The sequence below is a fragment of the Streptomyces sp. NPDC025273 genome, assembly GCF_040638585.1.
Lineage (GTDB): Bacteria > Actinomycetota > Actinomycetes > Streptomycetales > Streptomycetaceae > Streptomyces > Streptomyces cinereorectus.
This window is the reverse complement of the sequence record NZ_JBEZYP010000010.1, coordinates 242,702-256,693: the sequence shown is the minus strand read 5'-3', so window position 1 is coordinate 256,693 and position 13,992 is coordinate 242,702. Positions and strand designations below refer to the sequence as shown.

The following is a 13,992-nucleotide window of genomic DNA, read 5'->3' as shown; positions in this document are numbered from 1 at the left end:
TTTCGGTGGACTGTGGGAACAGGCTTGGCTCTATGTTCGAAGTTAGTTCTATTCCTTCGGACCGCTCAGGCCACGGAAGTGACTCCCGGAGTGCCGAGGGTGACCGAATCGTCCGATTCGATCGCCTGACGGATCGCTGCGGCGACCGCGGGGTGCACCGGAAGCGCGAGATGGCCGATGCCGGTGACGCGCACGTTGACCGCGTCGAGGTCGGGGTGGTCCACACGGGCCGTCTCCACCGGGACCATCACCCGGTCCAGCTCGCTCCAGAAGCTGACGAACCGGGTCCGGCAGCCGGGAGCCGGGTGGCGCAGCTCCTCGATCAGGTCCGATCCGCTGCGCATCTGGCGGACGATGGGGTGCGCGGCCGCCACCGGTGCGACAGCCGTACCCCCGTGCGGCGTGCCGAGGGTGACCAGGGTGCGTACCCGCCGGTCGCCGCCCAGCCGCTGCACGTAGTACCGCGCGATCAGGCCGCCGAGACTGTGCCCGACGATGTCGATCTCTCGGTGTCCGGTGCGGGCGCAGATCTCCTCGACATGCCGGGCGAGCAGCTCCGCCGCTGTGCGGATGTCGCAGGTCAGCGGCGAGTAGTTGAGTGACTCCAGATGGTGCCAGCCGTGCCGGGACAGGGCGCGGCGGAGCAGGACGAAGACGGAGCGGTTGTCGATGAAGCCGTGCATGAGGACGACGGGCGGGCGGTCGTCGTCGGACGGGGGGCCGAGTGTCGTGACCGGTGACGTGACGGTGTCGGCCGAAGGGGTGAGGGGAGAGGGCGCCGCGGGCCCGGCAGCCCTGTCGTCGCGGACCGGGCTGTCACCGGGCTCGGGCGCGGGGCCCGGCGGGGTGGTGGGGTTCCTGCGCTCGGAGGCGATCCCCGAGGGGTAGATGAGTACATGCCCGGCGAGGATCGCGAGCTCCAGGAGGGTGGCCCTCATCAGCGCCGAAGGCAGCCAGGCGCTGCGCAGGCACGGCCGGCGCAGCGGTGGGGGAAGGAAGGACGGGACCTTCATGGCCGGACCTCCTGCACTGGCATGCGGCAAGGCGGCTCCCTGCCCCGGATGCCCTCATGGGGTGTCGCGGCGGAGGTGGCGACGGCTCTGCTCGGCCGGGAGCCGTACCACCGTGCCGTGCGGCTGACGGCACGGTGGTACGACGACCTCGTTGCGGCTCCCCTGACGGCGGGCCCCGCACGGCCGGTGGGCCGCCTGACGCAGGGAACGCCGCTCGGCGAACTTGTCCCATGTGTGATTTCCCCCTCCCCGTCCACCGCGAAACGGCGCCGTACGGGATGCTGTGGATAACGTTCGTTCACATCCCCGGCCCTTCAGGCACGGGAGACGCATGTGGAGGCAGTGATGGGTGTGACCGGTCCGATCCGTGTGGTGGTGGCCAAGCCGGGCCTCGACGGCCACGACCGCGGGGCGAAGGTGATCGCGCGGGCGCTGCGGGACGCGGGGATGGAGGTCATCTACACCGGGCTCCACCAGACCCCTGAACAGATCGTGGACACAGCGATCCAGGAGGACGCCGACGCGATCGGTCTCTCGATCCTCTCCGGTGCGCACAACACGCTGTTCGCGAAGGTCATCGCGCTCCTGAAGGAGCGCGAGGCGGAGGACATCAAGGTGTTCGGCGGCGGCATCATCCCCGAGGCGGACATCGCTCCGCTGAAGGAGCAGGGCGTTGCGGAGATCTTCACCCCCGGCGCCACGACGGCGTCGATCGTCGACTGGGTGAACGCTCACGTCCGCCAGGCAGCGGAGGCCTGAGCCGGCGCCCCGGGGCACCCGGGCCGCTGTCCGGCCGGGGCCCTGCCGGCCCCGTGGCCTCCTTCTCCAGGTCCGGGCCCGCCGGGGCTGTGCGCCTGCCGGAGCCCGAGGCCGCCGGCCCGCATGCCCTGGGTCTGCGCCTGCCGCAGCCTGCCCGCAGGAGCAGGAGCGCCTGGCCCGCCCGCTGACCGGCCCAGCGGCCCTGGGGCGGTCCGCGGAGCGCCGCTCCCTTCCGTCTCCGGTCACACGGCGCCGGACCGCGCCAGGCCGTCCCCGTCCGGGCTGCCCGCGGCGCCCACCGTGTCCGGCGCCAGCTCCGCGTCCATGGCCGCGCGCAGGCGCAGCGTGGAGACCAGGCGCTGGAAGGCCTCCGACCAGTAACCACCCGCGCCCGGTGACGCGCCCTCCGGCTCGTCCGGTGTGGTGGTGAGCACCTCCAGCCGGTCCGCCTCCGCGGGCTCCAGGCAGCGTTCGGCCAGGCCCATCACCCCGCTGAAGCTCCACGGGTAACTCCCCGCGTCCCGGGCGATGTCCAGCGCGTCGACCACCGACCGGCCGAGCGGTCCGGCCCAGGGGACGGTGCAGACGCCGAGCAGCTGGAACGCCTCCGACAGACCGTGTGACGCTATGAAGTCCGCCACCCAGAGCGCCCGTTCGCCGGCGGGCAGGGTGGCGAGGAGCTTCGACCGTTCCGCCAGGGAGACCGTTCCGGGGCCGTTCGCCGGAGGGGTCGAGGGGGCGCCGAGCAGCGCCCGCGCCCAGTCGGGATCCCGCTGCCGTACGGCCGCCCGGCACCAGGCGGCGTGCAGCTCGGGACCCCAGTCGTCGGCGACGGGCAGCGCGACGATCTCCCGAGCGGTGCGGCCGCCGAACCTCTCCCGCCAGACGGCCAGCGGGGAAGCCTCCACCAGCTGCCCCAGCCACCAGGACCGTTCACCCCGTCCGGAGGGGGGCACCTCCACCACTCCGTCACGCTGCATGGCGGCGTCGCACTCGTGCGGGGCCTCCACGGCGACGGACACGGCGGCGTCCGAACGCTCGGGGTTCACGCAGGACGTGGCGCGGTCCGCCATCCGCCGGGCGAGTGCCGAATCCGGCAGGGCGGACAACAGCTCGGCGGCGGTGGCGCGGACATTGCGGCTGCGGTCCGCCAACGCCTCCTCCAGAAACGCCTCGTCGTCACCGCTGAGGCCGGTCCGCAGGGAATCGAGGAACATCAGCCGGTCCTCGGCGCGCTCCGCGGCCCAGGTGGTCGCGAGCAGCGCCCGCGCCGCGGCGGGATCCTCCGCCCGTACGGCCCCGAGGAGCGCGACCCGCTCCGCGAACAGCCCCTCCTCCCACAGCCGGTGCACCGCCTCCGGATCCTCGGTGCCGGGCCGGTGCACACCGCCCGGCGAGGCCCGTAGCGCGAACTTCCACTCCGGATTCAGCCCGGCCAGCCAGAGCCCGCGAGGACCTGCGAACGCCAGCACGTGCGGCCGCAGGTCCGTGCGCGCCCGGGCCGCGTCCAGCAGCGCGGGCAGCAGCTCGGCAGGAGCGCGGAATCCGCGCGCTCCTGCCGAGGCCAGCCACTGGGGGATGAGCTCGGTGAGATCGGGGGCCGTGCCCCGCCGTCCGCCGCCCGGCGGCGCGGACCGGTCGGCGAGCAGCTGCGCGAGCCGGTGCCGGGCCGCCGCGGGAAGCGGCGGCCGCGGGTCGGCGGGTGCGGGTCCGGGCGCGGGTGCCCCGATGGCCGGAAGCAGCGAGGCACGGCGCCGCACGGTGTGCAGCGCCGCCGCGTCCAGCAGGGCCGGCGGGTCGCCCACGGGTCCCGCGCCCGGCGGACCGGTCCGCAACGGGCGCCGGTCGGTACCGAGCAGCGCCGAGGTGACGAGTTCCTCCCACGGGATGTTCACCGGCACGGCGGCCGTCGAGTTGGTGGTGGGCATCGGTCCCCTCCGGTTGTCCAGGGCGTCGCGGATCGAGAGATTCGGTTGCGTCACGTCAGACGAGCGCCACGGTCGCGCCCGCCCCCACGTCGTCGGCGGCCTCGGGACCCCATGCCGCGAGCGGGTCGAAGCCCCGGTGCCCGCACTCGCCGAACACCGTCACGGGGCCGCCCCCGGAGAGCGCCACGAGCTTCCACAGGCCCGGCCGGGACAGCGCCGAGGAGGAGAGCGGCAGGGCGGAACCGTCCGTCGCGCCGACCAGTTGCCAGCCGTCCCCTGACGGCACGGGTATGACCTCGCGCAGGGTGGCCGGCCACGCGTCGAGCCATGGATCGTCCAGCAGGGCACGTCCGTACGCGGCGGCGGCCCCGGCCGTCGTCCCGCCCGGCGGCGGTGCCGTCGCGGCGGCCGGTGTGCCGAACCGCTCTCCCAGCTCGGCCCGCAGACGGCCGCCGCCCGGATACGGCGTCACTTCGGCATCGATCGTCACACCCACCGGCAGCGCAAGGCCGGGGGAGCGCCCGGCCGCCCCGAACGACAGCAGCAGTGCCGTGCGCCCCGATTCCGCTCCGTACAGCCAGATGCGGCGGGTGACGATCTTGCCGTCCGGTGTGTCGTACTGCGCGAGGACCAGCCACCGGTCCCGGACGGGCGGTCCCTCGGCGGGGAGCGTCAGCCCGACCCTGGAACGCACCGTCGCCGCCAGGGGGCCGGGCAACTGGTCGAGCCGCAGCCACGCCGAGTCAAGCAGGTGCAGCAGCGCGCACTCCTCCAGCAGCCGCACCGGCCAGCCCGGGCCCGACGCCGGGATCGAGGCCAGCTCCCGCACCCGTCCGGCGAGTCCCGGAGCCTGTGCGTCGACCATGCGGGCCGCGGTCTCCTCCCACTGGCCGTACCCCGGACGGTCGGCGGCCGCCAGCCCGCCGCGCAGCAGGTCGGAGAGGCGCCGCTCCAACTCCTGCGCGCCCCCCGTGATGCGCCCGGCCCGGCGGTCGGCGCGCTTCCTGGCCGCCTCCGGATCGGCCGGACCCGCGGCCGGACCCCCGCCCGCCGGGGCCGCCGCCCGCCCGCGCCGGCCCTCCAGCCACTCCCCGGCCCAGTCCGGCGCCTCGCCCTCCCGCAGCGACGCGTCGCAGGAGGCCCAGAGGAGCAGTAGCCCCAACGCGTGCTTGCACGGAGACTTCCGGCTCGGGCAACTGCACGCGTACGCCGGTCCGTCCGTGTCGATCACCGTGCGGTACGGCGTGCTGCCGCTCCCCTCGCACGACCCCCACAGCGTCCCCGCGCCGCCGAGGCCCGCGTCGGACCAGGGGCGCCCGGAGCCGAGCCTGCTCCCCGCCTTGCGTGACGCCTCGTCAGGAGCCAGTGCCAGCACCTGCTCCACCGTCCAGCGCGCCACCGGACCGGCGGTGCGCGAGGACTCTCCCCCGTGAGATAGCAGCATGGGAACGACGGTAGGGCGCCCCACTGACAATCCGCTCCCACCTGCGCCTTCACCTGGGTGCGCGACGTCCTGACCACGCCGGGTCCGCGCGCACTTCCCGCGACCTGAGCACGTTCGGCACACCTGCGCGGCCCGCGGCCAGGGCCGATTGTCAGTGGCGTGGTGCACGGTGGATCCACATCGGGTCGAACGATCTGGAGGGGGATCCATGACCGCGTCCGCATCCGTGCACACCGCAGCCGCAGACCTAGGCGGCGAGATCCTGAGGCCGCACGCCGAGAACGCCTTCGCCGACGAGCTCAAGGCGCTCGCGGCCGCCGACGACCGGCCCAGGCCCGCCCGTTGGAGGCTCTCGCCGTGGGCCGTCGCCACCTACCTCCTCGGCGGATCGCTCCCGGACGGAACAGTGATCACACCGAAGTACGTGGGGCCGCGCCGCCTCGTCGAAGTCGCCGTGACCACGCTCGCCACCGACCGGGCCCTGCTCCTCCTCGGCGTTCCGGGCACCGCCAAGACCTGGGTGTCCGAGCACCTCGCCGCAGCGGTCAGCGGAGACTCGACCCTGCTCGTCCAGGGCACCGCGGGCACTCCTGAGGAAGCGGTCCGCTACGGGTGGAACTACGCGCAGTTGCTGGCCCACGGCCCCAGCCGCGACGCGCTCGTGCCGAGCCCGGTCATGCGCGCCATGTCCGAGGGCATGACCGCCCGGGTGGAGGAGCTCACCCGCATCCCCGCCGACGTGCAGGACGCGCTCATCACGATCCTGTCGGAGAAGACGCTTCCCGTACCCGAGCTGGGCCAGGAGGTCCAGGCCGTGCGCGGCTTCAACCTCATCGCCACCGCGAACGACCGGGACCGCGGGGTCAACGAGCTCTCCAGCGCCTTGCGCCGCCGCTTCAACACCGTCGTGCTGCCGCTGCCCGAGACCCCCGAGGCCGAGGTGGACATCGTGTCCCGGCGTGTCGACCAGATCGGACGCTCCCTCGACCTGCCCGCGGCCCCCGACGGCACGGCCGAGATCCGGCGCGTCGTCACGGTCTTCCGCGAGCTGCGCGACGGCATCACCACGGACGGCCGCACCAGGCTCAAGTCGCCCTCCGGCACGCTGTCCACGGCCGAGGCCATCTCCGTCGTCACCAACGGCCTGGCGCTCGCCGCCCACTTCGGCGACGGGGTGCTGCGGTCCGGCGACGTCGCGGCCGGCATCCTCGGTGCGGTCGTCCGCGACCCCGCCGCCGACCGCGTGGTCTGGCAGGAGTACCTGGAGACCGTGGTCCGCGAGCGGGACGGCTGGAAGGACTTCTACCGCGCCTGCCGCGAGGTCTCCGCATGACGGTCCGTACGACGGGCCCCGCCGTGTCCGGAGGACCGCTTCTGCTCGGGGTGCGCCACCACGGGCCGGGATCCGCCCGCGCGGTCCTGGCCGCCCTGGACTCCGCACGGCCGCGTGCCGTGCTCGTCGAAGGACCGCCCGAGGGCGACGCGCTCCTGCCGCTCGCCGCCGACGAACGGATGAGGCCGCCCGTCGCGCTGCTGGCCCACGCGGTGGACGACCCCGGGCGGGCCGCGTTCTGGCCGATGGCCGACTTCTCGCCCGAGTGGGTGGCGATCCGCTGGGCGCTGGCGCACCAGGTCCCGGTGCGCTTCATGGACCTGCCCGCCGCGCACTCCCTGGCCATGACGGAGCAGCCGGCGGGCCGACCGGAGGAGACGGCCGTCGATCCGATCGGCGTCCTCGCCGCGACCGCGGGCTACGACGACCCCGAGCGCTGGTGGGAGGACGTCGTCGAGCACCGCGCCCCGGACGGTGCACCGGCCGACCCACAGGCACCGTTCGCCGCCCTGGCCGAGGCGATGACGGCGCTGCGCGAGGCGTACGGGGACGGCGGACAGCCCCGGGACGCCGTCCGGGAGGCTCATATGCGCATCCAGCTGCGCACCGCCCGCAAGGAGTTCGGCGACGACATCGCCGTCGTCTGCGGTGCCTGGCACGTCCCCGCCCTCGCCACCAGAACGACGCTCGCCGCCGACCGGGCCCTCCTCAAGGGGATCCCCAAGGTGAGGACGGATCTGACCTGGGTGCCCTGGACCCACCGCCGGCTCGCCCGGTACAGCGGATACGGTGCCGGGATCGACTCGCCCGGCTGGTACGGGCACCTCTTCGGCGTGCGCGACCGTCCCGTCGAGCGCTGGATGACGAAGGTCGCGGGAATGCTGCGCGACGAGGACCGGCCCGTCTCCTCCGCCCATGTCATCGAGTCCGTCCGGCTCGCCGTGACGCTGGCTGCCGTGCGGGACCGCCCGTTCCCCGGCCTCGCCGAGGTCACCGACGCGGTGCGGGCCGTCATGTGCGAGGGGTCCGACGTGCCGCTCGCCCTGGTCCACGCGAGGCTCGTCGTCGGCGAGACCCTCGGCGAGGTGCCCGACACCGCCCCCGCCGTTCCCCTCCAGCGGGACCTGACCCGGCAGCAGCGCACCCTGAGGCTCAGACCCGAGGCGCGGGAGCGGGAGCTGGGTCTCGACCTGCGCAAGGACTCCGACGCGGCCCGCAGCAGGCTGCTGCACCGTCTTCGGCTCCTGGGAGTCGGCTGGGGCGAGCCCGCGGCCGGCCGGGCCGGCACCGGGACGTTCCGGGAGAGCTGGCGGCTGCGCTGGGAGCCGGAGCTGTCCGTCCGGATCGCGGAAGCCGGCGTATGGGGCACCACGGTGCTCTCCGCCGCGACCGCCAGGGCCGAGTCGGAAGCCGTCTCGGCGACCGCGCTCGCCGAGGTCACCGCGCTCGCCGAGCGGTGTCTCCTGGCCGGACTGACCGAGGCGCTGCCCGTCGTCATGAAGGCTCTCGCCGACCTGGCCGCCCTCGACGCGGACGTCGGCCGTCTCGCCGACGCGCTGCCCGCCCTGGCCCGCTCCCTGCGGTACGGGGACGTGCGGTCCACGGACACGGCGGCCCTGGGCGAGGTCGCCGTCGGCCTCGCCGAGCGGATCTGTGTCGCCCTGCCGCCCGCCTGCACCCACCTCGACGCGGACGGCGCGGCGGAGCTGCGGCACCGGGTGGACGGGGTGCACACCGCGGTCGGGCTGCTGGCCGGCGCCGTACCCGCGGACGGACTGCGGGAGCGCTGGGCCGAGGTCCTGCGCAAGCTGTCCGCCAGGGACACGGTCACGGGTGTGATCCGCGGCCGGGCCACGCGCCTCCTCCTGGACGAGGGGCAGCTCGCCGAGGAGGAAGCGGCACGCCTGATCGGCCTGGCGCTCTCACCCGGCACACCACCGGCCGACGCCGCGGCATGGATCGAGGGCTTCGTCGGCGGCGCGTCGGGCGGCGGCATGCTGCTCGTCCACGACGAGCGGCTCCTCGGACTCGTCGACGCCTGGCTGACCGGCGTGCCGGCCGACCTGTTCACCGATGTGCTGCCCCTCCTGCGCCGTACGTTCTCGGCCTATGAAGCAGGCGTACGGCGCACTCTGGGCGAGCTCGTCCGCCGCGGTCCGGCCCACGAGGCGGCGCGCGGCGCGGACCCGGCCGGGGCGCCGGGTTTCGGCGCCGGACTCGACGAGGAGCGGGCGGACGCGGTGGTCCCGGTGCTCCGGCTGCTCCTCGGGCTCGACCACGGAGCGACGGGAGCGACGACCCGATGACGACGGACCGGGCGGAAGCGGAAGAACAGGAGAAGGCGATGACAGCGACCCCGGCCGGACCTCCGGCCGACGAGGAGCGGCTGCGACGCTGGCGCATGGTGCTGGGCGCGGAAAGCGCGGAGAGCACCGGACACACGCTCACCGGCCGCGACGTCCCCATGGACGGCGCGCTGACCGCGCTGTACGGCGGCGGGAAGAAGCCCGGCGGACGGGGCGGCAGCGACCGTTCCGCAGGACTCGGGGTGTCCGCCCCGTCCGTCGCCCGGTGGCTCGGCGACATCCGTACGTACTTCCCGGACTCCGTCGTCCAGGTCATGCAGCGCGACGCGATCGACCGCCTCGGGCTGGCCACCCTCCTGCTGGAGCCCGAGATGCTGGAGGCCGTGGAGCCCGACGTCCATCTCGTCGGCACGCTGCTCTCGCTCGGCAGGGCCATGCCCGAGACGACGAAGGAGACCGCACGGGCCGTCGTACGCAAGGTCGTCGAGGACCTGGAGAAGCGCCTGGCCAACCGCACCAGGGCGACGCTGACCGGAGCCCTGGACCGCTCGGCCCGCGTCAGCAGACCGCGCCACCGGGACATCGACTGGGACCGCACCATCCGCGCCAACCTCAAGAACTACCTGCCCGCCCACCGCACGGTCGTTCCCGAGCGCCTCGTCGGATACGGGCGCGCCGACCGGGCCGTACGGAAGGAGGTCATCCTCTGCATCGACCAGTCGGGGTCCATGGCGGCCTCCGTCGTCCACGCCGCGGTCTTCGGCGCGGTGCTCGCCTCCATGCGCACGCTGGCGACCCGGCTCGTCGTCTTCGACACGGCCGTGGCCGACCTCACCGACCAGCTGGACGATCCCGTCGACGTGCTGTTCGGCACCCGGCTCGGCGGCGGTACGGACATCAACCGAGCGCTCGCCTACTGTCAGTCGAAGATCACCCGCCCCTCCGACACCGTCCTCGTCCTCATCAGCGACCTGTACGAGGGCGGCATCCGCGACGAGATGCTCAAGCGGGCCGCCGCGATGAAGGCCTCCGGCGTGCAGTTCGTGACGCTGCTCGCCCTCTCGGACGAGGGCGCGCCCGCCTACGACCGTGAACACGCGGCCGCGCTGGGGGCGCTCGGCGCACCGGCCTTCGCCTGCACGCCGGACCTCTTCCCGGAGGTCATGGCGGCGGCGATCGAGAAGAGGCCCCTGCCGATACCGGACACCGGCTGAGGAGGCTTTCGCCTTCCGCCGCCACCCTTGCGTGCGGACCGCCGTCTCCGGCGCGAGCGGCCACGGCTGCGAACGGGCGCTCGACGGCGCCTAAGGGGCCGGTCGGCGTCATGGCGTATCCGGACCTCGCGGGTCCGGGGGCCCCGTCCCCGGGCCCCGGACCCGCCGGGCACGCCCGCCCCACACGCCGTTTTGTCCCTCGCACCCCGGTCACCAGCGCGATCTGTGACCGTTATCACCGCTCAGGTGTGATCTGCAATTTAGGGTCCTGCCGAGCGCGGGGATAACCTGCCGGATGGACATGCCGCGTACTCGGACACCGTGTGCGCCTCCCTAGTGACTGCGCAGTCACGTTGCCCTCGCGGCACGCCCACGCAGAAAACGAACCGCGAGACCACTAAATAGGGACGGACGCGCGTGGACCTGTTCGAGTACCAGGCGAGGGACCTCTTCGCCAAGCACGGTGTACCGGTGCTGGCCGGTGAAGTCATCGACACGCCTGAGGCAGCCCGCGAGGCGACCGAGCGGCTGGGCGGCAAGTCCGTCGTCAAGGCGCAGGTGAAGGTCGGCGGCCGAGGCAAGGCCGGCGGCGTGAAGCTGGCGGCAGACCCGGACGAGGCGGTCGCTCGCGCGACCGACATTCTCGGCATGGACATCAAGGGCCACACGGTCCACAAGGTGATGATCGCCGAGCTGTCCCCGGAGATCGAGGCGGAGTACTACGTCTCGTACCTCCTCGACCGCACCAACCGCACCTTCCTCGCCATGGCGTCGGTGCAGGGCGGCATGGACATCGAGGAGGTCGCGGAGAAGACCCCCGAGGCCCTCGCGAAGGTGCCGGTCAACGCCGTCGACGGCGTCGACATCGAGAAGGCCCGCGAGATCGTGGCCCAGGCGAAGTTCCCGGCCGAGGTGGCCGAGGGCGTGGCCGAGGCCATGGTGACCCTCTGGGACACCTTCGTCGCCGAGGACGCGCTCCTCGTCGAGGTCAACCCGCTGGTGAAGACCAAGGACGGCCGCATCCTGGCGCTGGACGGCAAGGTGTCTCTCGACGAGAACGCCGACTTCCGCCAGCCCGGCCACGAGGCCCTCGAGGACAAGGCCGCGGCCAACCCGCTCGAGGCCGCCGCCAAGGCCAAGAACCTCAACTACGTGAAGCTCGACGGCGAGGTCGGCATCATCGGTAACGGCGCCGGTCTGGTCATGTCGACCCTGGACGTCGTCGCGTACGCCGGTGAGAGCCACGACAACGTGAAGCCCGCCAACTTCCTCGACATCGGTGGCGGCGCCTCCGCAGAGGTCATGGCGAACGGCCTGGAGATCATCCTCGGCGACCCGGACGTCAAGTCCGTCTTCGTCAACGTCTTCGGTGGCATCACCGCGTGTGACGAGGTCGCCAACGGCATCGTCCAGGCCCTGGAGCTGCTCAAGTCCAAGGGCGAAGAGGTCACCAAGCCGCTGGTCGTGCGCCTCGACGGCAACAACGCGGAGCTGGGTCGCAAGATCCTCTCCGACGCCAACCACCCGCTGGTACAGCGTGTGGACACCATGGACGGCGCGGCCGACAAGGCCGCCGAGCTCGCCGCGGCTGCGAAGTAAGGGACGAGGGACTCCAACACCATGGCTATCTTCCTCACCAAGGACAGCAAGGTCATCGTCCAGGGGATGACCGGCGCCACGGGCATGAAGCACACCAAGCTCATGCTGGCCGACGGCACCAACATCGTCGGTGGCGTGAACCCGCGCAAGGCGGGCACCTCCGTCGACTTCGACGGCACCGAGGTACCCGTGTTCGGCTCCGTCGCCGAGGCGATCGAGAAGACCGGCGCCGACGTGTCCGTCCTCTTCGTGCCGCCGGCCTTCGCGAAGGCCGCGGTCGTCGAGGCGATCGACGCCGAGATCCCGCTGGCCGTCGTGATCACCGAGGGCATCGCCGTCCACGACTCGGCCGCCTTCTGGGCGTACGCCGGTTCGAAGGGCAACAAGACCCGGATCATCGGCCCGAACTGTCCCGGCCTGATCACCCCCGGCCAGTCCAACGCCGGCATCATCCCGGGCGACATCACGAAGCCCGGCCGCATCGGTCTCGTGTCCAAGTCCGGCACGCTGACCTACCAGATGATGTACGAGCTCCGTGACATCGGCTTCTCGTCCGCCGTCGGCATCGGTGGCGACCCGGTCATCGGCACCACGCACATCGACGCCCTCGCGGCGTTCGAGGCGGACCCCGACACCGACCTCATCGTGATGATCGGCGAGATCGGCGGCGACGCCGAGGAGCGCGCGGCCGACTACATCGCGAAGAACGTCACCAAGCCGGTCGTCGGGTACGTCGCGGGCTTCACCGCACCCGAGGGCAAGACCATGGGCCACGCGGGCGCCATCGTCTCCGGCTCCTCCGGCACCGCCGCCGCCAAGAAGGAGGCCCTCGAGGCCGCCGGTGTGAAGGTCGGCAAGACGCCGACCGAGACCGCCCGGCTGGCGCGCGAGATCCTCGGCGGCTGACCGTCCGTCGTGGCGGCCCGTCCGCCGCGGCACCGCGTCACCCGTAGCGACGGCGCGGGCCCGCACCCCTCGTCCAAGGGGTGCGGGCCCGCGCCGTTTCCGTACCCGGTCAGGGGATGCGCGGCACCAGGCGTTCCGGACCGTGCGCGAGCTCGCCGCGCAGCGCCTTCTGCAGCTTCAGATCCTGCGGTGTGAGCTTCTGCGGGCCGCCCCGCGGGGGCACGCCGCCCACCCGTTCGGCGGGTGCGAGCGGCTGCTCGTACTGGGTGGGGGCCGTCTTCAGCGTGAAGGCCGTCGTGCCGATCAGCACCACGCAGAAGCAGATCGTCGCCCGGGTCCAGAGCTCGGCCTTGCGCTCGCTGCTCCGGCGTACGGCACGGGCCGGAGACGGTGCGGGCACCTGTTCGGCCCCGGTGAGGGCGAGGGAGCCCAGCCGCTCGTGGAGCAGTGCGGACTGCTCACGCGGCGACGCGGGACCGGCCAGTCCGGGGACCCGCTCGGCGAGCGCGGCCCGCGCGTTCATCAGCCGGCTCGCCGCGGCGGGGGTGCTCGCCTCGGTCTCCGCCGCCGTCTCCGGCAGGTCCAGCCCCACACCCTCGTAGAGCAGCAGGGTGCGGCGGTACGAGGGCGGCAGGTCCAGCAGCGCGTCGAGGAGGGCACGGCGTCCCGGATCGTCGGGTCGTGGGTCGGGGCGACGGTGGGCGCGGCGCAGCCGGTGCCAGGGCGACATCGCGTACTCGTACGCGGCCGCCCGCACCCAGCCGGCCGGGTCGCGGTCCCTGGCGACCTCGGGCCAGCGGTGCCAGGCGAGCTGGAACGCGTGCTCGACGGCCTCCCGGGACAACTGCCGGCGCCCGGTCAGCAGATAGGTCTGGCCGACGAGGCCGGGCGCCGTGTGCGCGTACAGGGCGTCGAACGCCTCCTCGGCCGTCGGGCAGCCGGTCGGCGTGGGCGGCGCGGCTGGGGCGGCTGGAGCGGTCCCGGCCGGTACGGGGGCGGGCTCGGCCGGTACGGGGGCGGGCTCGGCCGGTACGGGGGCGGCGGTGCCGGTGCCTGTCGTGGTGCCGGTGCCGGGCTCGGTCGGGGACATCGTGGTGCTCCCGGTGGCTTCGACGGAGAGGGGCACCGCGTCCCGCACCGCCGTGCGGGACGTGGTGGAGCCGAGCAGCCTGGCGTAGGCCGCACGCCGGCGCCCCCGCGGGCTGGTGCGCCCCGTTTCCCAGGCGCGGACGGTGGCGGGTGTGACGCCCACGGCCGCCGCCACCTGTTCCTCACTCAGTGCCCGGGCCTCGCGCAGCCTGCGGCGCTCCTTGGGAGGGGGCAGCGGGGCGAGGGAGGCCGGACCGGTGGTGCTCCGTGTCATGTCCGGCCCCCGTCGCCACTGCACTGGGTGAAAAAGTACATAAACGTATATTGAGCGACACAGCGACCATTCGCCCGTTACACGGAATAGGCGCGTGTCGTTGGGAGCATGGCCCGGTGACCCAAGT

At 73.4% G+C, this 13,992-nt stretch carries 10 protein-coding genes; 6 read left to right on the top strand and 4 right to left on the bottom strand.

The window, feature by feature from the left end:
- Nucleotides 1-65 precede the first annotated feature (65 nt).
- Complete coding sequence (locus AB0F38_RS19150) at nucleotides 66-1,013, bottom strand: alpha/beta fold hydrolase (protein WP_361894285.1); 948 nt, start codon at nucleotides 1,011-1,013, stop codon at nucleotides 66-68.
- A gap of 345 nt (nucleotides 1,014-1,358) precedes the next feature.
- Between AB0F38_RS19150 and AB0F38_RS19145 the strand changes: the two genes are divergently transcribed.
- Nucleotides 1,359-1,772, top strand: coding sequence for a cobalamin B12-binding domain-containing protein (locus AB0F38_RS19145; RefSeq protein WP_361894282.1), 414 nt, complete (start codon nucleotides 1,359-1,361; stop codon nucleotides 1,770-1,772).
- 242 nt (nucleotides 1,773-2,014) lie between these two features.
- On the opposite strand, the gene AB0F38_RS19140 is transcribed toward AB0F38_RS19145, so the two are convergent.
- Nucleotides 2,015-3,700, bottom strand: coding sequence for a DUF5691 domain-containing protein (locus tag AB0F38_RS19140; protein ID WP_361894279.1), 1,686 nt, complete (start codon nucleotides 3,698-3,700; stop codon nucleotides 2,015-2,017).
- A gap of 55 nt (nucleotides 3,701-3,755) precedes the next feature.
- Complete coding sequence (locus AB0F38_RS19135; RefSeq protein ID WP_361894276.1) at nucleotides 3,756-5,144, bottom strand: SWIM zinc finger family protein; 1,389 nt, start codon at nucleotides 5,142-5,144, stop codon at nucleotides 3,756-3,758.
- Between the two features lie 208 nt (nucleotides 5,145-5,352).
- Here AB0F38_RS19135 and AB0F38_RS19130 point away from each other — a divergent pair, with 208 nt between their 5' ends.
- The 5 genes from AB0F38_RS19130 to sucD all read left to right on the top strand — a co-directional run bounded on the left by AB0F38_RS19130 (nucleotide 5,353) and on the right by sucD (nucleotide 12,502).
- Nucleotides 5,353-6,477, top strand: a complete 1,125-nt coding sequence (locus AB0F38_RS19130) for an AAA family ATPase (RefSeq protein ID WP_361894274.1) — start codon at nucleotides 5,353-5,355, stop codon at nucleotides 6,475-6,477.
- Entirely contained in the window at nucleotides 6,474-8,783 is a 2,310-nt protein-coding gene (locus AB0F38_RS19125; RefSeq protein WP_361894271.1) for a DUF5682 family protein, read from the top strand. Before AB0F38_RS19130 ends, AB0F38_RS19125 begins: the two co-directional genes overlap by 4 nt.
- A 38-nt stretch (nucleotides 8,784-8,821) precedes the next feature.
- On the top strand, nucleotides 8,822-9,997 hold the full coding sequence (locus AB0F38_RS19120) for a VWA domain-containing protein (protein WP_361894268.1): 1,176 nt from the start codon (nucleotides 8,822-8,824) through the stop codon (nucleotides 9,995-9,997).
- A gap of 417 nt (nucleotides 9,998-10,414) precedes the next feature.
- Complete coding sequence (gene sucC, locus AB0F38_RS19115) at nucleotides 10,415-11,596, top strand: ADP-forming succinate--CoA ligase subunit beta (RefSeq protein ID WP_361894265.1); 1,182 nt, start codon at nucleotides 10,415-10,417, stop codon at nucleotides 11,594-11,596.
- A 21-nt stretch (nucleotides 11,597-11,617) separates the two neighbouring features.
- A complete protein-coding gene (gene sucD / locus AB0F38_RS19110) occupies nucleotides 11,618-12,502 on the top strand; it encodes a succinate--CoA ligase subunit alpha (protein ID WP_361894262.1) in 885 nt (294 codons plus the stop codon).
- Nucleotides 12,503-12,611: 109 nt separating this feature from the next.
- Here the strand turns inward: sucD and AB0F38_RS19105 are convergent, their stop codons facing one another.
- The gene (locus tag AB0F38_RS19105; protein ID WP_361894259.1) at nucleotides 12,612-13,865 is read right to left on the bottom strand and encodes a helix-turn-helix domain-containing protein; all 1,254 of its coding nucleotides are present in this window, start codon (nucleotides 13,863-13,865) and stop codon (nucleotides 12,612-12,614) included.
- Nucleotides 13,866-13,992 lie beyond the last annotated feature (127 nt).